Origin of the sequence: Ralstonia sp. GX3-BWBA, from assembly GCF_003290055.1 — a bacterium.
In the GTDB taxonomy this organism is placed as follows: Bacteria; Pseudomonadota; Gammaproteobacteria; order Burkholderiales; family Burkholderiaceae; genus Ralstonia; species Ralstonia holmesii.
This window is the reverse complement of record NZ_QMKS01000011.1, coordinates 17,632-37,428: the sequence shown is the minus strand read 5'-3', so window position 1 is coordinate 37,428 and position 19,797 is coordinate 17,632. Positions and strand designations below refer to the sequence as shown.

The window sequence follows — 19,797 nt, the reverse complement described above, 5'->3', positions numbered from 1 at the left end:
CGCATGCGTTGTTTGAGGTGGGGGGGGAGTATCGGCGGAATATGTAGGGGGTTTGGGTTTTGGGTTTTGGTTTTTTGTTTGTGGTGCATCCCTTGTTTCATCCCCTGCCGGGGCTGACTCACTTTCTTTGTCTTGCCAAAGAAAGTAAGCAAAGAAAGGCGCGCCCGATGCGGCGAAAGATTCCTTGAATTTATGCGACCGTGCGGGGAAGGAGGCAAACTCGCTGCGCTCAAACAGGCCTCCTTCCTTTTTCCGCCCGCTCACAGAAATTCAAGGCGCCGCATAGGGCAGGAAAGTCAAAGGCCAAACCGTTGGTTTGCTTGGCGGAGAGTGGCTCTTGCTTGTTGCTGTTGCTGCTCGCTTTGCTCCGCGTTGTGCTGCTATCTGCGACTGCAGTTGTGCTTCGATGGTGTGGCCGTTGGGGCCCTAGATGGCGCCTTGAATTTCTGTTGCAGAGAGGAAAAAGGAAGGGAAACTGTCTGAGCGAAGCGAGTTTTTCCCTTCCCCTCTCTGCGACATAAATTCAAGGGGAAGTCGCCGAGAGGAAAAAGGAAGGGAAACTGTCTGAGCGAAGCGAGTTTTTCCCTTCCCCTCTCTGCGACATAAATTCAAGGGGAAGTCGCCGAGAGGAAAAAGGAAGGGAAACTGTCTGAGCGAAGCGAGTTTTTCCCTTCCCCTCTCTGCGACATAAATTCAAGGGGAAGTCGCCGAGAGGAAAAAGGAAGGGAAACTGTCTGAGCGAAGCGAGTTTTTCCCTTCCCCTCTCTGCGACATAAATTCAAGGGGAAGTCGCCGAGAGGAAAAAGGAAGGGAAACTGTCTGAGCGAAGCGAGTTTTTCCCTTCCCCTCTCTGCGACATAAATTCAAGGGGAAGTCGCCGAGAGGAAAAAGGAAGGGAAACTGTCTGAGCGAAGCGAGTTTTTCCCTTCCCCTCTCTGCGACATAAATTCAAGGGGAAGTCGCCATCTCGGGCGCGCCTTTCTTTTGCTTACTTTTCTTTGGCAAGACAAAGAAAAGTGAGTCGTGCCCGGCAGGGAACGAAAGGGGGGCTGAACCACACCCGCCCGCCGCCGGCGTAGGCAAAAAACATCCACGACACAGAAACAAAACCTACCGCTGCATCACAGCCAGGACCACCAAGATGCCCACCGGCGGCACCACACACCAGAACGAAAACGTTGCAAACGCCAACGCCCCCAGCACCGCGCCCGTGGCGAACCCGGCCAGCGGCGGCACCATCTTCCGCAACCGCGTGCGCGCAACATCCTTCTGCGTACCACCCGGCGACAGCAGTTCGACCACGTCGATCACGATCTGCGTCGTGTTGCCGGTCATGATGGTCGTGGGTGCATGCTCCGACAGCACGATGCGCGCCTTGGCGTTCTGCACGCCCATCGCTGCAACGCCGATGAGCCCGACAACAATCGTGGCCGGTGCATCCGCCGATTGAATTGGCAGCGCCAGCAACCCCGCCACCATGAACGCCAGCAGGAGCACGGCCTGCGCGAACAGCAGCGGCCGCAGCGGCGCCACCCCGCGCCGCGTGAGCGCTGTCACGGCCAGCTTGGTCGCCGCCACGGCCAGCACGAACATCGGCAGCGCTAGCAGCTTGGCCAGCACGCCTTGCCCGGAGCCCGCCAGCTCCAGGCCGATCATCACGAAGTTGCCCGTAACGTGCGCGGTGAACAACCCAAACAACGCCGCAAACCCGACCACATCCACATAGCCGGCGACAAACGCCAGCAGCGTTCCCTGGGCGATCAGGAAACGCGCCGACGCTGGCGCTGCCGTCGCAGTCGTCGCCGTTTCAGAAGGCAAAGCACGAACACCCGAAGGCGCCCCAGAAGCCGCGGAAGTCGGTCGTGGGCACGTTGGCCGTGCGGGCCTTCTGATGCGCATGGCCGTGCACGGAGCATGAGCCAACGCACTGGTGCACCTGCTGCTGCAACGGCGCAGCCGGCCGCCAGTGCCCCGGCACGCGCGCTACAGGCGACCACTCCGGCAGCACCGGAATGGGCGGCGGGCCGAACTCGGAGAACTCCGCTGCCCCGTAGACGATACGGCCGCCCACCACCGTCAGTACCGATTCGATGGTCTTGATGTCGGCCTCGGGCACGCTGAAGAAATCCGCCGACAACGCTGCCAGGTCGGCGAGTTGCCCGACCTTGATCTGCCCCTTGTTGCCCTGGTCTGCCGAGAACCATGCGCTGCCGTGCGTGTACAGCTCCAGCGCCACCTCGCGCGGCAGCCCCTCCGGATACAGCGCCATGCCGCCCACGGTGCGCCCGCTCGCCAGCCAGTACAGCGACGTCCACGGGTTATAGCTCGACACGCGCGTGGCGTCGGTGCCGGCGCCCACCGGCACGCCTTCGGCCAGCATGCGCTTGATGGGTGGCGTCTGTTCTGCGGCGGCAGCGCCGTAGCGGTCGACAAAATATTCGCCCTGGAAGGCCATGCGATCCTGAATGGCGATGCCGCCGCCCAGTGCGCGCACGCGTTCGATGTTCTTCGGCGAAATCGTCTCCGCATGGTCAAAGAACCACGGCAGGCCGTTGAACGGAATGTCGCGGTTCACGCGCTCGAACACGTCGAGCATGCGCGAGATCGATTCGTCGTAGGTGGCGTGCAGCCGGAACGGCCAGCGTTGCGCAACAAGGTGGCGCACCACGGTTTCCAGCTCCTGCTCCATCGTCTCGGGCAGGTCGGGGCGCGGCTGCAGGAAGTCTTCAAAGTCGGCTGCGGAGAAGACGAGCATTTCGCCCGCGCCGTTGTGGCGGAAGAAGTCATCGCCCTGGCGGTATTGCACGCTGCCGGTCCAGTTCTTGAAGTCGGCCAGTTCCTCTTTCGGTTTTTGCGTGAAGAGGTTGTAAGCGATGCGGATGGTGAGCTGGTTCTGCACCGACAGCTCGCGGATGATTTCGTAGTCTTCCGGGTAGTTCTGGAAGCCGCCGCCTGCGTCGATGGCGCTTGTCACGCCCAGGCGGTTCAGTTCGCGCATGAACTGGCGCGTGGAGTTGACCTGGTATTCCGGCGGCAGCTTCGGCCCCTTGGCCAGCGTCGCGTACAGGATCATCGCGTTGGGCTTGGCGATCAGCATGCCGGTGGGCTCGCCGGACGCGTCGCGCTGGATCTCGCCGCCCGGCGGGTTCGGCGTGTCCTTGGTGTAGCCGACCTGGCGCAGCGCCGCGCGGTTGAGCAGAGCGCGGTCGTACAGGTGCAGCACGAACACGGGCGTATCGGGTGCGGCCTGGTTCAGCTCTTCCAGCGTGGGCATGCGGCGCTCGGCAAACTGGAATTCCGTCCAGCCGCCCACCACGCGTACCCATTGCGGCGACGGCGTGCGCGCAGCTTGCTCCTTGAGCATGCGCATCGCGTCTGCCAGGGAGGGCACGCCTTCCCAGCGCAGCTCCAGGTTGTAGTTCAGCCCGCCTCGGATCAGGTGCAGGTGCGAATCGTTCAGGCCGGGGATGACGGTGCGCCCGCGCAGGTCGATGATCTGGGTGTTAGCGCCGCGCTGGGCCATCACGGTCGCATCGTCGCCCACGGCAACAAAGCGGCCGTCACGCACGGCAACGGCGCTGGCGGTGGGGCGTTCGCGGTCGACCGTGTGGATGCGGCCGTTGTGCAGGATGAGGTCGGCGGTCATTGCGTCAGTATTTGGGGTAGATCGAAAAACGTCCGGGTCCGGCAATCAGGACCGTGGTGAAGATGATCAGCAGCATCCATCCGAACTGCCCATCGGCAAGCGACCAGTCAGGATGCACCACCAGCATGGCCACCAGCAACGTGGCGACGATGGGCAGACACGCCAGGCGTGTGAGCAGGCCGAGCGCAACCAGCAGCGGACACAGTGTTTCCGACAGGATCGCCAGCAGCAGTGTGGGGGCGGCGCCCATGTGGAACGGGTCTTCAATGCGCGTGAGTTCCTGGCTGTAGTGCAGCACCTTGGGCAGCCCGTGTACGGTAATCAGCAGGGCGCTGCCGGTCAGGCGCAGGAACAGCAGGCCAACGTGCAGGGCGGTATCGGCAGGGGCCGCGGCGTGCGAGGGGTCGAGCGAAAGGCGTGTCATGGCGTCAGCTCGGGTTGCGCGGCGTGGTGGCGCCGGAGCCGGAGCCGCCGCTGGCGGCAAGGTCCGTTGGTTGCGCCGCGGGTGGCACTTGGGGCGGTGCGCCCGTGATCTTCGGTACGCACTCGTGGCGGAACCACGCCATGGTGATCGGCTCGCCGGCCAGCAGGCGCTGCGCGGCCGGTACGACCTGTTCGCCGATCAGCATGCCGAGCAGCCCGACCAGCGCAATTGCCGGTGGCGCCGGTGAGCGGACGTGCAGCAGTGCGTAGATGATGCCGACCAGCATGCCGACGCCAATGGAGATGAGGTAGGGCTTCAAAGCGAGGGCTCCAGATCCAGAATGCGAAGGGCGGCGCGCTCAAGGTGCGCCGCCCGCGCAGGTCAGCCGGTGATAAACGCCAGCAGGTCCGCGTTGACCTTGTCCGCTTCGGTCACGCACATGCCGTGCGAGCCGCCCGGATAGACCTTGAGCGTGCCGTTTTTCACCAGCTCCACGCCCAGCCTGGCCGAATCGTCGATCGGCACGATCTGGTCGTCGTCACCATGCAGGAACAGCACCGGCACGTCGATCTTCTTGAGGTCTTCGGTGTAGTCGACCTCCGAGAATTCCTTGATGCACAGGTACTGGCCATGAATGCCGCCGGTCATGCCCTGCGCCCAGAAGGCATCGATGGTGCCCTGCGAGACCTTTGCGCCGGGCCGGTTGAAGCCGAAGAACGGCGTGGCGAGATCGCGGTAGAACTGCGAGCGGTTGTCGGCCACACCCTTGCGGATGCCGTCGAACACGTCCATCGGCAAGCCCTTCGGGTTGGATGCCGTCTTGAGCATGATGGGCGGCACTGCGCCGATCAGCACCGCGCGGGCGACGCGCCTGGTGCCATGGCGGCCGATGTAGTGCGCGACTTCGCCACCGCCTGTGGAGTGGCCGACCAGCGTGGCGCCCTGGATGTCGAGCGCATCGAGCAGCGCTGCCAGGTCGTCGGCATAGGTGTCCATGTCGTTGCCCTGCGACGGCTGGTCGGAACGGCCATGGCCGCGCCGGTCATGCGCGATGACACGAAAACCCTTCTGCACCAGGAACAGCATCTGCGCGTCCCAGGCGTCGGCATTGAGGGGCCAGCCGTGCGAGAAGACGACGGGCTTGCCGCTGCCCCAGTCCTTGTAAAAAATACGCGTACCGTCTTGGGTGGTAATCGTTTGCATGGGAATGAGAGAGAGGGTGGTGGCTGATTGAATGGACGACAGGGCGACGCATGCGGTCGCACATGCGTTGCCCGGCCGGAGCAGCGTCTTCTTTTAGGGGCGGCAGCGCGATCAGTTGGCCGCCACGGGCGCCAGCGCCTCGTGCGGCGTGGCCGTGCGTTGCGAAGCCTTGTGCACCATCGTGTAGGCATAGTCCACGCCCATGCCATAGGCACCGGAGTGTTCCTTGACCAGCTTCATGACGGCGTCATACGTGTCGCGGTGGGCCCAGTCACGCTGCCATTCCAGCAGCACCTGTTGCCACGTCACGGGCACCACGCCGGCCTGGATCATGCGCTGCATGGCGTAGTCGTGCGCCTCCTTCGACGTGCCGCCCGAGGCGTCGGCGACCATGTAGATCTCGTAGTCGGCATCGTGCATGGCCGATAGCGCGAAGGTGCAGTTGCACACTTCCGTCCACAGGCCCGAGACGACCACCTTCTTGCGGCCGTTCTTTGCCAAGGCATCGCGCACCTTCTGGTCGTCCCAGGAGTTCATCGAGGTGCGTTCGAGCAGTTCCTGATCCGGAAACACATCGAGCAATTCCGGGTAGGCATAGCCCGAGAAGCTCTGCGACTCGACGGTCGTAATGGTGGTGGGGATGTTGAAGATCTTCGCGGCCTTGGCAAGGCCGACGGTGTTGTTCTTCAGGACCTGGCGATCGATCGACTGCACGCCGAAGGCCATTTGCGGCTGGTGGTCGATGAAGATCAGTTGACAGTTCTGCGGGGTAAGGACTTCCAGCTTGGGATTCATGGCCGTATCCGGTTCCGATAGGAGATGCGAGGGGGGCGCTGCAGATCTGACGCCGCATCGGCGCGGCGCGATCAACGGCCCAACCATGATAGGAAGTTGCGTACCGGGCGCAACGCTCAATCGGCGAGTGCAGTTTTTGCGATTGCCGAACAATCGTCGCGACTTCCCGAAACATTCCATCGGTACCCTGGATACGCGCGCCGGTCGTGGGATTCGGCGCACGCGGCAGTTAGCGGACCCAGCCGCGCTCGAGCAAAGGCGTGTCCCATGCCGGCTCGCCAGCGTGGTAGCTGGCGAGGCAATCGATCAATGCGCACACCTTGACGGCCTGGCGCTGCGTCGCCGGATACACGGCGGAGAAGTGCAGCGGTGTCAGGTCGTAGTCGGCAAGCACGGGTACGAGGCGGCCGGCGACCAGATCGTCGCTGATGACGAGGGTGGGCAGGCAGGCAATGCCGGCGCTGGTGAGGGCGTAGTCGCGCAGCAGATGCACTGAATTCGAGCGCACCTGCTCGGGCAGGTCCATCGCAGCGCTGGCCTCGCCATTGCGCGAGAACACCCAGCGCTTGCGGGTCGGGTAGCCGGAGTACAGCGCCAGCGAATGCTGCAGCAGATCGGCCGGCTGCTGCGGCATGCCGTACTCCTCGACGTACGCGGGGGTGGCGCAGAACATGCGCCGCAGCGGGAACAGGCGCCGCTCGATCAGCGAATCGTTGATCGGCGGGAAGATCTGAAACGCCACGTCGAACCCCTCGGCAATCGGGTCGACCACGCTGTCGTCGACCACCACGTCGAGCTGGATATCGGGGTACTGCGCCCCGAACCTGGCCAGCGGCTCGGCAAAGTGGCTGAGCGCGTACCCGGGCAGCATGCGGATGCGCAGCTTGCCGGCGGGCGTGGCGCGCAGGCCGCGCATCTGGTCAGTCAGGTCCGTCAGCATGCAGACGGCTTCGGCGCATTGCTTGTAGTAGGTTTCGCCGACTTCGGAAAGGCGCACGTGCCGCGTGCTGCGGTGAAACAGCGGCGCTTCGATAAAGCGCTCCAGTTGCTGCACGCGGTTGGTGACCACCGAGTTGGTCACGCCCAGCTGGCGTGCGGCCTCGGCAAAGCTGCGCGTTTCTGCCACGCGCACGAAGGCTTCAATACTGAGAAAACGGTCCATTTCCAGCGTCCTTGCGCCTGAGATGAAAGAGCGGCGCGACGCCGGCCATCATACGGCGATCCGGTGGAATGTGACGTTAGCGTCAGCAAGGCTTTTCTGTGCATCGCCGCGTCGTTTATCCTCTGCAATCTGTTTCATTTCCATCTCTCATTCCAATACCAAACGAGGAGCAGTTCATGGCAATTCAAGTCGTCGGCATCGTCGGTGCCGGAACAATGGGCAACGGCATTGCGCAAGCGTGCGCCGTGGTTGGGCTGGATGTGGTGATGGTGGACATCAGCGATGCCGCCGTGCAGAAGGGCATTGCCACGGTGGCAGGCAGCCTGGACCGGCTCATCAAGAAGGAAAAGCTGACCGAAGCCGACAAGGCTGCGGCGCTCGCACGCATCCACGGTTCGACCAGCTATGACGACCTCAAGCGCGCCGACCTCGTGATCGAAGCCGCCACCGAGAACTTCGACCTGAAGGTGAAGATTCTCAAGCAGCTCGAAGCTGCGGCCGCACCGCACGCAATCGTGGCGTCAAATACGTCGTCCATCTCGATCACCAAGCTGGCCGCCGTGCTGCAGGACGCGAGCCGCTTCATCGGCATGCACTTCTTCAACCCGGTGCCGATGATGGCGCTGGTCGAAGTCATTCGCGGCCTGCAGACGAGCGATGCCACGCACGCCTCTGTGGAAGCGCTGGCCAAGCAGCTCGGCAAGACGCCGATCACGGTCAAGAACAGCCCGGGCTTTGTCGTCAACCGCATCCTGTGCCCGATGATCAACGAGGCGTTCTGCGTGCTGGGCGAAGGTTTGGCTTCGCCGGAGGAGATCGACGAGGGCATGAAGCTCGGCTGCAACCACCCGATCGGGCCGCTGGCGCTGGCCGACATGATCGGCCTGGACACCATGCTCGCCGTGATGGAAGTGCTGTACACCGAGTTTGCTGACCCGAAGTACCGCCCGGCCATGCTGATGCGCGAAATGGTGGCCGCCGGCTACCTGGGCCGCAAGACCGGCCGCGGCGTGTACGACTATCGCAAGTAAGTCAGCGGCAATCTTTCACGGCATTCGCGCTGTCCGCTAACTGTCAGGCCGGATTCGCGCGAACTGTCCGCAAGTGTGCATGGAGGCGGTGTGGGGATGCGTTGATGATGACGTATCGCCACACCGCTTTTTTCTTCCCCACACTCCGGACGCCACCATGCCGCGCTACGCCTTCCGTCTGCTCAATGTCTTTGCCGAATCCACGTTCGGCGGCAACCAGCTCGCCGTCTTTGAAGACGGGCGGGGCCTGGACGACGCCACCATGCAGGCCATCGGACGCCAGTTCAACCTGTCCGAGATCACGTTCATTTTTCCCGATGACACGGATGGCGCCACGGCGCGTTTCCGCATCTTCACACCCGATTACGAGATGCCGTTTGCCGGGCATCCGTCGCTGGGGACGGCGCAGGTGGTGCGCGAGCTGTACGGCCCAGGCAATGAGCTGACGCTGCGTTGCCAGTCGGGCATCGTATCGCTGACGGCGCAGGACGAGGGGTGGTCGCTCGTGCCGCCGCGCTCGGGGGCTCTGAATACGCGCGAAGCCGATCCGGCCATCGCCAGGATGCTCGGGTTGGACGCCGATGCGCTGGCGGGCCCGCCGCTGTGGGTTGACGCAGGCATCGAACAACTGATGGTGCCGGTCAAGACGCGCGCCGATGTGGAGCGCGCCCGGCCCGACCCGTCAGCCTTCGATGTCTGGCCGCGCAGCCGCAACGACGGGCGCAACGCCTACGTCTTCACTATGCCCGCGCCTGGCAGTAACGATCCGGTGGCTTCGCGCTTCTTCTTCGAATACGGCACCGGCCTGTGGGAAGACCCCGGCACCGGTTCGGCGTGCGCCAACCTGGGCGGCTGGCTGCGCGCGACGGGCCATGCTTTGCCGGCAAGCTACCGCATCGAGCAGGGCGCCGCAGTGGGTCGCCCCTGCCACCTGACGCTGCGTGTGGATGCCGACGGCACGATCCACGTGGGTGGCCGCGTGATTGAAATCGGACGCGGCACGTTGACGATTTGATTGGTCGACTAGGCCGCGCGGGCCGATGGTGTGAGCTGCTTGCAGAAGAACGTCGTCCCGCAGAATGCACCGTCGGGCATCAGCGCGTAGTTGGGCACCACGCCCACGCGCTGCCAGCCGGCGCGTGCGTATAGCCGCTCGGCATCGCCGCCCGTCACCGTGTCGAGCACGAGCACCGTCTTGCCCTCGGCGCGCGCTTCGTCCTCGATGGCCGCCATCAACCGCTGCGCCACGCCATGACGGCGCGCACGGCGGTGCACGAGCATCTTGGCGATGTCAGCGCGGTGCGGCTGGTTTTCCGGCTGTGCGAGCACCAATTGCACGGTGCCCTGGATGGCGCCCGCTTCATCCTCGGCAATCAACAAGGCGCGCTCGCCGCGCGCCACGCCTTCGGCAACGTTGCGCCAGAACGCCTGCGCCTTGTCGCGAGACAACGGCCACATGAAGCTCACCGACGCGCCGCCTTCCACGCAATCGATCAGCACATCGGCCAACGCATCAACACACGCGCTTGCCTCGTCGGTGCCCACGCGCCGGATGGTCAGGGTGTCGATCATCAAGGCCTCCAGTGGGCAGCGGACACGGTTGTCAGCGCGACGAGGTAGCGGGCCGGCCGCCGCGTGGGGTTGTGATAGACGATCGGGCAATCCAGCCGCATGGTGAGGCAGTCGCCCGCATTGAGGCGCCAGTGTGTGTCGCCCACGGTCATTTCCATCGAACCTTCGATCACCCATACCTGCTGGTGGATTTCGGCATCGCGCGCGCCGGTGTCGTAGGCCACGCGCTCGCCAGCCGGAAAGTGCACCTCAACGAGCTGCAAGGGCGAACGCGCCGCCGGCGACAGGTTGCGGCGCACGTAGCCGGAGGCGGGGTCGGTCCACTCGGGCTGATCTGCCGCGCGTGATACGGGCGACGGTTCCACGGCCGGCGCGGGACTGTCTTCGAACAGCGAGGCAAGCGTCACGCCCAGCGCGGAGCTGAGCCGATCCAGCACCGCGGCGGTCGGGCTGCTCTGGCCGCGTTCAATGAGCGAGATGGCCGAACGGCTGACCTGGCTGCGCTCTGCCAGCGCGTCGAGCGACAGACCCTGGGCGTCGCGCAGTTCGCGCAAGCGGTGGGCGATACGTTGGTGGATGTCCATACCATCCAGTTTAATGGAAATTTATCTCTAGTAAACTGGAATTTGCGGCACGGCCAAATTGGGCCCGCTCTGGGTCGTGCCTTGCCCAGATGGCGGGGCCATCGCGTTGGCGAGAGCGGGGAGAACGCCCCGGCCGCGTTCATCGGCCTGCTCGAAGGTCGCAACTTCGGCAAGCTCGTGGTGCGGGTGGCCGAGGCCTGACCGCGCGCTCGGCCGCTCTTGGCTATTGGGTTGCAGCGTCCCGCCGCTGTACGGCAGGCGGCAGCCACGATGCGTCGAGTGCCGCTTCCTTGGGCCAGGTCAGTTGCATGCGCAGCAGGAACGGGCCGCTGGGCGGCGGCAGCCAATTGTTGCGCATGCCCTTGGGCGGTGCGCGCTGGATCAGGATGTCGAGCGAGCCATCGCGGTTCAGGCGCGGGCGATCAGCTTCGCTCAGCACGTTGCGCAGGCCCGGGCGTTCGATCGCGCGGCGCGGCTGCCCGGCAGCGGACAGGGCAGCGATGGCCCAGCCGGCATTCTCGGGCGGCAGTTGGTTGCGCTCGAAATGCAGGACGTAGCGGTGCGTGCTGTCCAGCGCCATGCCGTTGACGTCGGTCCGGGCGGTGGCGATGAGCATGTCCTGCGGCAGGTCGGTGCCGCCGCCGTTCCACGCCACGATGGCGCGCTGTGCGTAATCCAGCCCGTAGGCGCCGATCATGCGCGGGATGAACCAGCCATTCTGCGTGACGGACGGTTGCTTGACGGCCAGCGCCAGCGTTTCGCGCGCGGCCGCCACCCCACCCTCCATCACCTTCAGGTTGGCTGCGCTCACGGCTTTGGCGTCGAATGGCGCACCGGGCACGATGCCCAGATCACGCAGCGATTGCAGCATCGTGGAGTCGGCTGCGTGCGGCGGATTGTCCTTGAGCAGTTCGGCAAAGCGCGTGAAGTAGCTGTTGGCGTCCAGCGCGGTGACACGGCGGCGCGCGGCATCCAGGCTGACGTCGAGGTCGGTGGCCTTGTCCGTGTTGACCTTGGTTTCGGCTTCGGCCTCACGCAGGGTGCTCTTGCTGAAGGCCTCCAGCGGGGTGATGCGGTAGCGGTCCTGTACGCGGCGTGCGGCGGTCAGGTCGCGCGGGCCGGCCACCTGCGTACGTGCCACCAACCAGACGAGGCTGGTCGGCGCGGCAATCTGCTTGACGCCCGTGGGCAGCGTGCCCTCCCAACCCGGCGGCGTGATGGCGTAGTGCGCGGCACGCGCCCCGGTGGTGCGGTTGCCGAGCGATTCGAACACGTCGTTCCACCCGTCGTGCAGCGCCACCCAGAGGTGTCGGCGCCCGGCATCGGGCAGGCTCAGGACGACCGGGCCGTTACGCAAATCGACGAAGGCGCTGCTGGCGAGCACGTCCACGCGGGCGCGCACGCCGGTGGGCAGGGCTTCGTCTTCCAGCGTGCGCTGGTGCATGAACGTGCCGGCAGGCGCCAGTGCAGACGTGGTCTGCAGCAGCGCGTCGGTCATCATCAACGGAAACGCGTAGACATAGGCCGAGCGCACGAGCGCTTCGTTCGGCTGCGGCAGACGTTGTTCGATGGGGGCCGTGGTCGCGGCGTTCTGGGTGGAGCAGCCGGTCAGGCTCAGGGTAAGCGCCGAGGCCGCCACGCTCAGCGCCACGGCCGCCAGCTTGGTAAGCGGGCGCGCGGGCGCAGGGCAGTGCGTCATCTTGTTCTCCTTTTGTCGTCGTCGGTGCGCGCAACAGGAAAGCAGACGCCTGTCGGACATCCCCCCAAGGATGCTTGCGCATACGGTTGCGCGGTGGCCGATCCGGTGGCTCCGCGCATATCGTGGCTTGAATCTTTGGAATGTAGAAGCGCCGCCAGCGCAAGTCAATTTAAGTGCAGTGGGGCATGCATGCAGGGGGGGCGATGCAGGCAGGTGTCTAGAGGCGCAGGTGCAGCGCAAGACGCAACTTGGCCGCGTCGTATTCGGCCTTCATGCGCGCCACGATTTCGGCCGCGGGCGGCAGATCGGCAATCTGCCCCACCCCCTGCCCCGCACCCCAGATGTCTTTCCAGGCCTTGGCGCGCGAGCTGCCATCGCCAAAGTTCATCTTCGATTTGTCGGCCTCGGGCAGGGCCGCCGGGTCCAGCCCCGCGAGTTCGATGCTTTCGCGGATGTAGTTGCCGTGTACGCCCGTAAAGAGGTTGGTGTAGACGATGTCCGACGCGGCCGCGCGCAGGATGGCTTGCTTGTAGCTTTCGGCGGCGTGGGCCTCCTGGCTGGCGATGAAACGCGTGCCGATGTAGGCGAGGTCCGCGCCCATGGCCTGCGCGGCAAGGATGGCGTCGCCCGTGGCAATGGCGCCCGACAGCGCGATCGGCCCGTCGAAGATGCGCCGCACCTCGCCCACCAGCGCAAATGGCGACAGTGTGCCGGCATGCCCACCCGCACCCGCAGCCACCAGGATCAGCCCGTCGACGCCGGCTTCCAGCGCCTTTTCGGCATGGCGCAGATTGATCACGTCGTGCAGAACGATGCCGCCGTAGCTATGCACGGCATCCAGGATCTCCTTGACGGGCGCGCGCAGCGAGGTGATGAAGATCGGCACCTTGTGTTTGACGCAGGTGGCCACGTCCTGCTCCAGCCGCGCGTTTGAGTGGTGCACGATTTGATTGACGGCGATCGGCCCGACCACTTCGTGCGGATGCGCGGTGCGGTACGCCGCCAGCTCTTCGTTCATCTGCGTGAGCCAGTCGTCCAGCATCTCGGCCGGGCGCGCGTTGAGGGCCGGAAATGCCCCGACGATGCCCGCCTTGCATTGCGCCAGCACCAGTTCCGGATAGCTGACGATGAACATCGGCGAACCGATCACGGGCAGCGTCAGGTGCTGCAGCATGGGCGGCAGGTGCTTGGCGGCGGGCATGGCATCTCCTGGGTTGGCAAACCGGCACGACAGGGGCAGAGCATGTCGTTTGATTATAGGAACGATCCCGCACCCCGCCGTGCGCGGTCTACCCGCCGGCTCAGGCATCGGCATGCTGCGTCAGCAGTTCAATGAAGGCGCGGTTGAAGGCGGGCAGGTCATCGGGTTTGCGGCTGCTGACCCAGTTGCGGTCGGTCACCACTTCGCGGTCCACCCACATGCCGCCGGCATTGCGGATGTCGTCCTGCAGCGTCGGCCAGCTTGTCAGCGTGCGCCCGCGCACCAGGCCGGCAGACACCATCAGCCATGGCCCGTGGCAGATCACGGCGATCGGCTTTTTCGCCCGCTCGAACGCTTTCACAAAGGCCTGCGCGGCCGGCACGATGCGCAATGCATCGGCGTTGAATACCCCGCCGGGCAGCACCAGCCCATCGAAGTCGTCAGCCTTGGCTTGATCCAGCGTCAGGTCCACCTTGAAGGTGTCGCCTTTGGTTGCATGGTGCAGGCCCGTTACGTTGGGGCCTTTCGGCGCGACGATGCTGACGTTGGCACCGGCGCCTTCCAGCGCCTGCTTGGGGCTGGCCAACTCGGCCTGCTCGAACAAGTCGTCGACGAGGATGGCGATACGCAAGTCATGCAATGGGGTCATGGCGAACTCCTTGTCAGGGGAAATCCAAAGAAGGGAACGGCAGGGGATGGTTCCGCAACGCGCGTGCCCGCTCTGCGCTAGCATGCGGAGCATTCGCCACGCATCACTTCACCCAAGACTGATCACCGGAGACTTGCATGACCACGCCGCTTTCCATCGATGCCGCCACCGCTGCTGCAGACGCCGCGCTGTTTCCTGGCTTCCGTCCGTTCCGCCAGGTGGTCAACGGTGTGGAAATCGCGGGGGTGATCGGCGGTAGCGGCCCACCGCTGCTGTTGCTGCATGGCCATCCGCAAAGCCATGTGATCTGGCACAAAGTCGCGCACGAGCTGGCACACGATTACACCGTCGTCGCGACCGATCTGCGCGGCTATGGCGCCTCGTCCAAACCGGCCGGCAGTGCCCGGCACGCCGAATACAGCAAGCGAACCATGGCGCAGGACCAGGTGGAGGTCATGCGCGCACTCGGCTTCGGCCGCTTCCGGCTGTGCGCGCATGATCGCGGGGCGCGTGTGGCGCATCGCCTGTGTGTCGATCACCCCTTGCACGTCGAGCGGGCCATGCTGCTCGACATCGCCCCCACGCTGGCGATGTACGAGCACACCGACATGGCGTTTGCATCCGCCTACTGGCATTGGTTCTTCCTGATCCAGCCGTCGCCGTTTCCCGAGACGCTCATCAACGCCACGCCCGATTTCTACATCGGCAAGCTGATGGGCCTGCGCCACGCGGGGCTCGAACCGTTCGCCCCGGAAGCAATGGCGACCTATGCCGCCGCCATGCGCGAGCCCGCCTGCGTGCACGCCATGTGCGAGGACTACCGCGCCGCAGCCACCATCGACCTCGAACATGATCGCGCCGACCGCGACGCCGGCAAGCGCGTGAGCGTGCCACTTCGCGTGCTGTGGGGCGAGCATGGCGTGATCCAACGCTGCTTCAAGCCGCTGGAACTGTGGCGTGCCGTGGCGGACGATGTGAGCGGTGGCACCGTGCCGTGCGGGCATTACGTGCCGGAAGAGGCGCCGGAGGCGTTGCTCAAGGAGATGCGGGCGTACTTTGCTTGAGGCAGCCACCTAGGCGTCGGCCCACTCGCGCAGCAGGTTGTGATACGTCCCCGTCAAGGCGATGACTGACGGGTCGTCCTGACCTAGCAGCCCCATCAGCCGCTGCAGTTCGGTATCCACCTGGAACAGCAGCGTGCGATGCGCTTCGCTGCGCACCATGCTCTGCAGCCAGAAGAATGCGCAGACGCGGGCGCCGCGTGTGACAGGCGTCACGCGGTGCAGGCTGCTGCTGGGGTAGAGCACCATATCGCCCGCCGCAAGCCTGACGCGGTGCTCGCCGAAGGTGTCGTCGATAACGAGTTCGCCCCCGTCGTAGTCTTCGGGCTCGGTCAGGAACAGCGTGCAGGAGAGGTCGCTGCGGATGCGGAAATCCGTGCCGCGCAGGTGGCGCACGGCGTTGTCGACGTGGTTGCCGAAGGTCTGCCCGCCCGCGTAGCGATTGAACAGCGGCGGGAACACCTTGAGCGGCAACGCGGCGGAGAAGAACAGCGTATTGGCCGAAAGCGCATCCTGGATGAAGGCGCCAACCTCACGCGCAGCCTGCGAGCCTTCGGGCAACTGCATGTTGTGCTTCACCTGGCCCGACTGCACGCCGGCCGTGACCTTGCCGTCCACCCATTCGGCGGCATCGATCGTGGCGCGGCACTGCGCAACCTGTTCCTTGGTCAGGACGTTGGGAATCTTCAGCAGCATGATGGTGCGGTTTCCAGCGCAGCGGCCAGCACGCGTAGGCGCGCATCGGGATGGCCGGCCAGAAAGTCATGGGCCTTCGCGAGGAAGGCTGGTGTGGCGGTGTGCGGCACGGCGTGCATCCAGGTGAGGGCGTCGTCAGCGCGATTGGCGAGTGCAAGCAGGCGCGCAGCGTTGAACTGGCCGCGGAAGTCGCCGCCCTCTGCTGCACGCAGGTAGCAGCGCAGGGCCATCGCTGTGTCAGCCTCGACTTCCCAGCCGTCTTCATAGAAGCCGCCGAGCACGTTGATCGACTTGGCGTGGCCTTGTGCGGCCGCGGCCCGGAAGAGGGTGAAGGCGCGGGCGCGATCAGCCGGAATGCCGCGGCCGAGCTGCAGGCTCGTGGCGTAGTTGTACTGGCCCCAATCGAGGCCGGCAGCGGCGGCGCGCGCGTACCAGTGCGTGGCGGTCTTGTCGCAGGCGGGCGCGCCCCAGCCATGCTCGTAGCAGCGGCCGAGCATGTTGGCGGCCATGGCATGGCCCGACAGCGCGGCCGTCTTGAACCAGAGCAACGCTTCGGCCGGGTTCCGTTCGACACCGCGGCCATCGAGCAGCCATTGGCCGAAGATGGCCTGCGCTTCCGTGTGCCCGCGCCGGGCGGCAGCCGCCAGCCAGCGTGCGGCGCGCTCAGCAGGGCCGGTCAGAACGGCGTGGATGGCATCGACCACCGCCGCATCGGTAGCGGCGGTTGCAGCGTGTTCAGGCATCAGTAGCGGATGCCCAGCGTCAGGATGGCCGTGCGGCCAGGTGCCAGCGATGCGTAGTGCGATGCATACGCCTGGTTGAAGTACACCTTGTCGAACACGTTCTGCACGTTCAACTGCAGGGTGGTGTGCTTGTCGATGCGGTACGCGGCCATGGCATCAAAGCGCCAGTACGCCGGCACCCACTTCGGGTTGGCGGGGTTGGTGCTGCCCCACACCTTCGAGACGTAATACGCACCGCCGCCGAGCGTGAGCTTCGGCATCGGCTGATACGTCGTCCACAGGCTGAAGCTGTTCTTCGGTGTGTTGGGGAAGGCCGTTCCGTTGGTGCCGCCAAAGGCCGCGCCTGCGCCGCCGTTGTTGCGCAGCTCGCTCTTCAGATACGTGTATCCGCCGAATACCTGCCAGCGGTTGGTGAGCGCGCCCGACCAGCCCAGCTCGAAGCCATCAACGCGCTTGTTGCCGGCCATGGCGGCGGTGCCGTCCTGCAGCACGATGCGCGCATTCGTCGTTTCAATGCGGAAGACGGCGGCTGTCAGTGCAAGCTTGCTGTCGAGCACGTTCCACTTGGTACCGAGTTCGTAGGCGCGGTTCTTTTCCGGGGCGAGCACGTCGCCGCGATTGCCGGAGCGGTCTGGCGTCAGCGCGCTGGTATCGGCACCCTGGCCCGCCACCGAGCCCGACGGCGTGGAAGACGTGCCGTACGCCACATAAATGCTGCCGTTCTGCGCAGGCTTGAAAACCAGGCCGAGCTGGTAGTTCAGCAGGTTGTCGTCACGCGAAAAACTCGAACGCACGCCCTGCGCATTCGCCGACGTGGTGGCCGATGCCGAGTAGCGGTCGAAGCGCAGGCCGCCGTTGACCTGCCAGCGCGGCGACAGCTCGATGGTGTCGAACACGTAGGCCGATTGCGTGCGCACGGTCGTCTCGGCCGGATTGTTGTTGAGCTTGATGCCGCCCGCCCAAAGGTCGTTCGGGTTCGGGTTGAAGAGATCGGTGCAGTTGTAGCCGCCGGCTGCGCCGATGCCGTTCGGGCAGCGGTTGCTGCCGGTGGCCACCGCGTATGTGTCGTTGCGGCTGCGCTCGCGCGAGAACTCCAGGCCCGCTGCATAGCTGTGCTTGAACCCGCCGGTGTCGAACTTGCCCGTGGCTTCTGTCTGGTTGGCGACGGTGTTGGCCACGGAGTATCGCGAATTGGTGCGGCGCCAGACCATGCCGTAGTAGATGTTGCCCTGGCTGTCGTCGGGCTGCGTCCAGATGGTGTCCTGGCTTGTGCGGGCGACGCGCGTGGTGTTGCGCAGCTTCAGCGCGCTCGACACATCGTGTTCCAAAGAAAGCGTGCCCATGTCGGCGCGGTCGCGGCGGAAGTCGCGCGACAGGCCGTAATAGACGCTGCGGTCGACATTCACGGGCGCGCCGTCGCCGGGGCCGAACAGTTGCGGGCGGCCATCGGTGCGGCGGTTGAACGTGCCGTTGTTGTACGGAATGCCGGTGTCGGGCGTGTCGTTCGATTGCAGGTGGTAGTACGACAGCGTGGCGCGCGTGGGCGTGCCCAGCCCAAAGGCGATGGATGGCGCAATGCCCCAGCGGCTGAAGCTCGTCACGTCGCGGCCGGCAACGGCGGCGTCGTGCGCCATCGCGTTCAGGCGGAACGCGGCGTGCTCGCCGATCTGGTAGTTGCCGTCGGCCGTGACACGTTTGTACGCCGCGTTGCCGACCGATAGTGTTCCCTCGGTGAAGTGCTCCAGCTTGGGCGTCTTGGTGACGATGTTGATTGCCCCGCCGGCCGCGCCGCGCCCTTCATACGCGCCCGACGGCCCCTTGATGACCTCCACCGATTCCACGTTGAACATCTCGCGCGACTGCGCACCGATGTCGCGCAGCCCATCGAGGAAGGTGCTGGCCTGCGCGTCGTAGCCGCGGATGAACGGGCGATCGCCCACGGGGTTGCCACCTTCGCCCGCGCCAAACGCGATGCCCGGCACCGTGCGCAGCGCCTCGGTCAGGGTGGCGGAAGCGGTGTCCTGCAGCACCTCGGCCGGAATGACCGTGACGGACTTGGGCGTATCGAGCAGCGGCGCGGTGAATTTGCCACCTGAGGCCGCGTCCGTCTTGAAGCCGCTCCTGCCGGTCACGGTCTGCTCGGGCAGGGTGGCCGATACGGCGTCTTTCTTCGTGTCGGCCATCGCTGGCGCTGAAGCCACGGCAAAGCTCATCGCGCCGGTTAGATATCCCACGACCGAATGTTCGGTGCGCTTGCGTTCCGTCTGTGCTGCGTACATGGCGTGCTGCCCCTCCCCAAAAGTTCTGATTACATGCTTTTTGCAAATGAGAATTGTTATCGTTTACATGTGAACGAGTCAACGCCCCGGCTGGCGAATTCCTTACGAACACACAGGGTTCGTCATATAAATCAGGGGGTTATAGCGCCGCGACGCTGCTGTAGAAAATTGTTGGAAGCGATGTCGCTCGAACGCTTCCATTTTTTCAAGCAAATGATTTAGTATTGCCGGGCAGGTTGTCCAACCGAATCCCTTTTCAAGGCGAACATCGCGTGAGCACGGACCCGGAACTCCTCATTGAGCGGCGCGGCCAGGCGCTGTGGCTGACCATTCAGCGCGAAGACCGCCGCAACGCGATCAACGCCGCCGTGCTCGAAGCGCTGACAGCCGCGTTGGCCGACGCCAGCCGCGACACTTCCGTGCGGGCCGTGGTGCTGACTGGCACCGGCACGCGTGCCTTCTGTGCCGGCGCCGATCTGCAAACCGGCCAATCCTTTCGCTTCGACTATTCCCAGCCGCATCAGGCCCTGGCCGATCTGTTTCGCCAGGCGCGCCGCTGCACCGTGCCGCTCGTTGCCCGCGTGAATGGCGCATGCATGGCGGGCGGCATGGGCTTGCTGGCGATGTGCGATCTGGCGGTGGCAAGCCGCAGCGCCACGTTCGGATTGCCGGAGGTGAAGGTCGGCGTGTTCCCCGCGCAGGTGTTGGCCGTGCTGCAGCACCAGTTGCCGCGCCGCGTATTGAACGAGCTGTGCCTGACGGGCGAACCGATGAGCGCAGACCGCGCACTCGCCGCAGGCCTCGTCAACGAAGTCGCAGAGCCCCAAGCGCTCGATGGGGCCGTCCATGCATTGCTTGCGCGGCTGCTCGACAAATCGCCATCGGCCATCCGGCGTGGGTTGTACACGCTCAAGCAGGTTGAATCGCTCGGCTTCGAGCAGGCCATGGCGTTCACCGAAAGCCAGATCGGCCTGTTCGCCCTGACCGAAGATGCGCAGGAAGGGCAAGCCGCCTTTCGCGAAAAGCGCACCCCCAACTGGACGGGGCGCTGA

20 protein-coding genes are annotated in these 19,797 nt (G+C 65.0%); 4 read left to right on the top strand and 16 right to left on the bottom strand.

Annotated features, from left to right (window positions below; all coding sequences use genetic code 11):
• The 8 genes from DOD19_RS27730 to DOD19_RS14225 form a co-directional block, all read right to left on the bottom strand.
• Positions 1–233, bottom strand: a 233-nt coding sequence (locus DOD19_RS27730; RefSeq protein WP_204360065.1) for a hypothetical protein, incomplete at its 3' end; no start/stop codon positions are given.
• Positions 234–1,110: 877 nt separating this feature from the next.
• The gene (locus tag DOD19_RS14255) at positions 1,111–1,818 is read right to left on the bottom strand and encodes a YoaK family protein (RefSeq protein WP_239498012.1); all 708 of its coding nucleotides are present in this window, start codon (positions 1,816–1,818) and stop codon (positions 1,111–1,113) included.
• Positions 1,808–3,646, bottom strand: a complete 1,839-nt coding sequence (locus tag DOD19_RS14250; RefSeq protein ID WP_112186207.1) for an amidohydrolase — start codon at positions 3,644–3,646, stop codon at positions 1,808–1,810. The genes DOD19_RS14255 and DOD19_RS14250 overlap by 11 nt, the downstream gene beginning before the upstream one ends.
• Positions 3,647–3,650: 4 nt before the next feature.
• Entirely contained in the window at positions 3,651–4,070 is a 420-nt protein-coding gene (locus DOD19_RS14245) for a DoxX family protein (protein WP_112186206.1), read from the bottom strand.
• A gap of 4 nt (positions 4,071–4,074) precedes the next feature.
• Complete coding sequence (locus tag DOD19_RS14240) at positions 4,075–4,389, bottom strand: XapX domain-containing protein (protein WP_204360064.1); 315 nt, start codon at positions 4,387–4,389, stop codon at positions 4,075–4,077.
• Between the two features lie 62 nt (positions 4,390–4,451).
• Positions 4,452–5,273: an alpha/beta hydrolase gene (locus DOD19_RS14235; RefSeq protein ID WP_112186205.1), complete on the bottom strand. Its 822-nt coding sequence runs from the start codon at positions 5,271–5,273 to the stop codon at positions 4,452–4,454.
• Between the two features lie 111 nt (positions 5,274–5,384).
• Complete coding sequence (locus DOD19_RS14230; protein WP_112186204.1) at positions 5,385–6,068, bottom strand: hydrolase; 684 nt, start codon at positions 6,066–6,068, stop codon at positions 5,385–5,387.
• 229 nt (positions 6,069–6,297) lie between these two features.
• Positions 6,298–7,230 (bottom strand): LysR family transcriptional regulator, encoded by a 933-nt coding sequence (locus DOD19_RS14225; protein WP_112186203.1) that lies wholly within the window; start codon positions 7,228–7,230, stop codon positions 6,298–6,300.
• A gap of 176 nt (positions 7,231–7,406) precedes the next feature.
• Here DOD19_RS14225 and DOD19_RS14220 point away from each other — a divergent pair, with 176 nt between their 5' ends.
• Both DOD19_RS14220 and DOD19_RS14215 read left to right on the top strand, forming a co-directional pair.
• On the top strand, positions 7,407–8,261 hold the full coding sequence (locus DOD19_RS14220; protein ID WP_024976875.1) for a 3-hydroxybutyryl-CoA dehydrogenase: 855 nt from the start codon (positions 7,407–7,409) through the stop codon (positions 8,259–8,261).
• A gap of 157 nt (positions 8,262–8,418) precedes the next feature.
• Positions 8,419–9,276 carry a PhzF family phenazine biosynthesis protein gene (locus DOD19_RS14215; protein WP_112186202.1) on the top strand — a complete coding sequence of 286 codons (858 nt, stop codon included), beginning with the start codon at positions 8,419–8,421 and terminating at the stop codon, positions 9,274–9,276.
• Between the two features lie 8 nt (positions 9,277–9,284).
• Here the strand turns inward: DOD19_RS14215 and DOD19_RS14210 are convergent, their stop codons facing one another.
• The 5 genes from DOD19_RS14210 to DOD19_RS14190 form a co-directional block, all read right to left on the bottom strand.
• The gene (locus DOD19_RS14210; RefSeq protein WP_112186201.1) at positions 9,285–9,833 is read right to left on the bottom strand and encodes a GNAT family N-acetyltransferase; all 549 of its coding nucleotides are present in this window, start codon (positions 9,831–9,833) and stop codon (positions 9,285–9,287) included.
• Positions 9,833–10,417, bottom strand: coding sequence for an XRE family transcriptional regulator (locus DOD19_RS14205; protein ID WP_024976872.1), 585 nt, complete (start codon positions 10,415–10,417; stop codon positions 9,833–9,835). Before DOD19_RS14205 ends, DOD19_RS14210 begins: the two co-directional genes overlap by 1 nt.
• 223 nt (positions 10,418–10,640) lie before the next feature.
• Complete coding sequence (locus DOD19_RS14200; RefSeq protein WP_112186200.1) at positions 10,641–12,116, bottom strand: DUF1254 domain-containing protein; 1,476 nt, start codon at positions 12,114–12,116, stop codon at positions 10,641–10,643.
• A gap of 217 nt (positions 12,117–12,333) precedes the next feature.
• Complete coding sequence (locus DOD19_RS14195; protein WP_024976870.1) at positions 12,334–13,317, bottom strand: nitronate monooxygenase family protein; 984 nt, start codon at positions 13,315–13,317, stop codon at positions 12,334–12,336.
• Between the two features lie 100 nt (positions 13,318–13,417).
• Entirely contained in the window at positions 13,418–13,966 is a 549-nt protein-coding gene (locus DOD19_RS14190) for a type 1 glutamine amidotransferase domain-containing protein (protein WP_112186199.1), read from the bottom strand.
• A gap of 137 nt (positions 13,967–14,103) precedes the next feature.
• Here DOD19_RS14190 and DOD19_RS14185 point away from each other — a divergent pair, with 137 nt between their 5' ends.
• On the top strand, positions 14,104–15,030 hold the full coding sequence (locus tag DOD19_RS14185; protein ID WP_112186198.1) for an alpha/beta hydrolase: 927 nt from the start codon (positions 14,104–14,106) through the stop codon (positions 15,028–15,030).
• Positions 15,031–15,039: 9 nt separating this feature from the next.
• Here the strand turns inward: DOD19_RS14185 and DOD19_RS14180 are convergent, their stop codons facing one another.
• The 3 genes from DOD19_RS14180 to DOD19_RS14170 are packed head-to-tail and all read right to left on the bottom strand — an operon-like array spanning position 15,040 to position 18,745.
• Positions 15,040–15,723: a Fe2+-dependent dioxygenase gene (locus tag DOD19_RS14180; protein WP_112186196.1), complete on the bottom strand. Its 684-nt coding sequence runs from the start codon at positions 15,721–15,723 to the stop codon at positions 15,040–15,042.
• Entirely contained in the window at positions 15,714–16,466 is a 753-nt protein-coding gene (locus tag DOD19_RS14175; RefSeq protein ID WP_112186194.1) for a tetratricopeptide repeat protein, read from the bottom strand. The genes DOD19_RS14180 and DOD19_RS14175 overlap by 10 nt, the downstream gene beginning before the upstream one ends.
• Positions 16,466–18,745, bottom strand: a complete 2,280-nt coding sequence (locus DOD19_RS14170; RefSeq protein WP_112186192.1) for a TonB-dependent siderophore receptor — start codon at positions 18,743–18,745, stop codon at positions 16,466–16,468. Before DOD19_RS14170 ends, DOD19_RS14175 begins: the two co-directional genes overlap by 1 nt.
• 272 nt (positions 18,746–19,017) lie before the next feature.
• Between DOD19_RS14170 and DOD19_RS14165 the strand changes: the two genes are divergently transcribed.
• Positions 19,018–19,797 carry an enoyl-CoA hydratase/isomerase family protein gene (locus DOD19_RS14165; protein ID WP_112186190.1) on the top strand — a complete coding sequence of 260 codons (780 nt, stop codon included), beginning with the start codon at positions 19,018–19,020 and terminating at the stop codon, positions 19,795–19,797.

Coding starts and splice junctions, on each gene's coding strand:
- DOD19_RS14250 (WP_112186207.1), bottom strand. CDS start 3,646: ATGACCGCCGACCTCATCCTGCACAACGGCCGCATCCACACGGTCGAC.
- DOD19_RS14245 (WP_112186206.1), bottom strand. CDS start 4,070: ATGACACGCCTTTCGCTCGACCCCTCGCACGCCGCGGCCCCTGCCGAT.
- DOD19_RS14235 (WP_112186205.1), bottom strand. CDS start 5,273: ATGCAAACGATTACCACCCAAGACGGTACGCGTATTTTTTACAAGGAC.
- DOD19_RS14230 (WP_112186204.1), bottom strand. CDS start 6,068: ATGAATCCCAAGCTGGAAGTCCTTACCCCGCAGAACTGTCAACTGATC.
- DOD19_RS14225 (WP_112186203.1), bottom strand. CDS start 7,230: ATGGACCGTTTTCTCAGTATTGAAGCCTTCGTGCGCGTGGCAGAAACG.
- DOD19_RS14220 (WP_024976875.1), top strand. CDS start 7,407: ATGGCAATTCAAGTCGTCGGCATCGTCGGTGCCGGAACAATGGGCAAC.
- DOD19_RS14215 (WP_112186202.1), top strand. CDS start 8,419: ATGCCGCGCTACGCCTTCCGTCTGCTCAATGTCTTTGCCGAATCCACG.
- DOD19_RS14210 (WP_112186201.1), bottom strand. CDS start 9,833: ATGATCGACACCCTGACCATCCGGCGCGTGGGCACCGACGAGGCAAGC.
- DOD19_RS14205 (WP_024976872.1), bottom strand. CDS start 10,417: ATGGACATCCACCAACGTATCGCCCACCGCTTGCGCGAACTGCGCGAC.
- DOD19_RS14200 (WP_112186200.1), bottom strand. CDS start 12,116: ATGACGCACTGCCCTGCGCCCGCGCGCCCGCTTACCAAGCTGGCGGCC.
- DOD19_RS14195 (WP_024976870.1), bottom strand. CDS start 13,317: ATGCCCGCCGCCAAGCACCTGCCGCCCATGCTGCAGCACCTGACGCTG.
- DOD19_RS14190 (WP_112186199.1), bottom strand. CDS start 13,966: ATGACCCCATTGCATGACTTGCGTATCGCCATCCTCGTCGACGACTTG.
- DOD19_RS14185 (WP_112186198.1), top strand. CDS start 14,104: ATGACCACGCCGCTTTCCATCGATGCCGCCACCGCTGCTGCAGACGCC.
- DOD19_RS14180 (WP_112186196.1), bottom strand. CDS start 15,723: ATGCTGCTGAAGATTCCCAACGTCCTGACCAAGGAACAGGTTGCGCAG.
- DOD19_RS14175 (WP_112186194.1), bottom strand. CDS start 16,466: ATGCCTGAACACGCTGCAACCGCCGCTACCGATGCGGCGGTGGTCGAT.
- DOD19_RS14170 (WP_112186192.1), bottom strand. CDS start 18,745: ATGTACGCAGCACAGACGGAACGCAAGCGCACCGAACATTCGGTCGTG.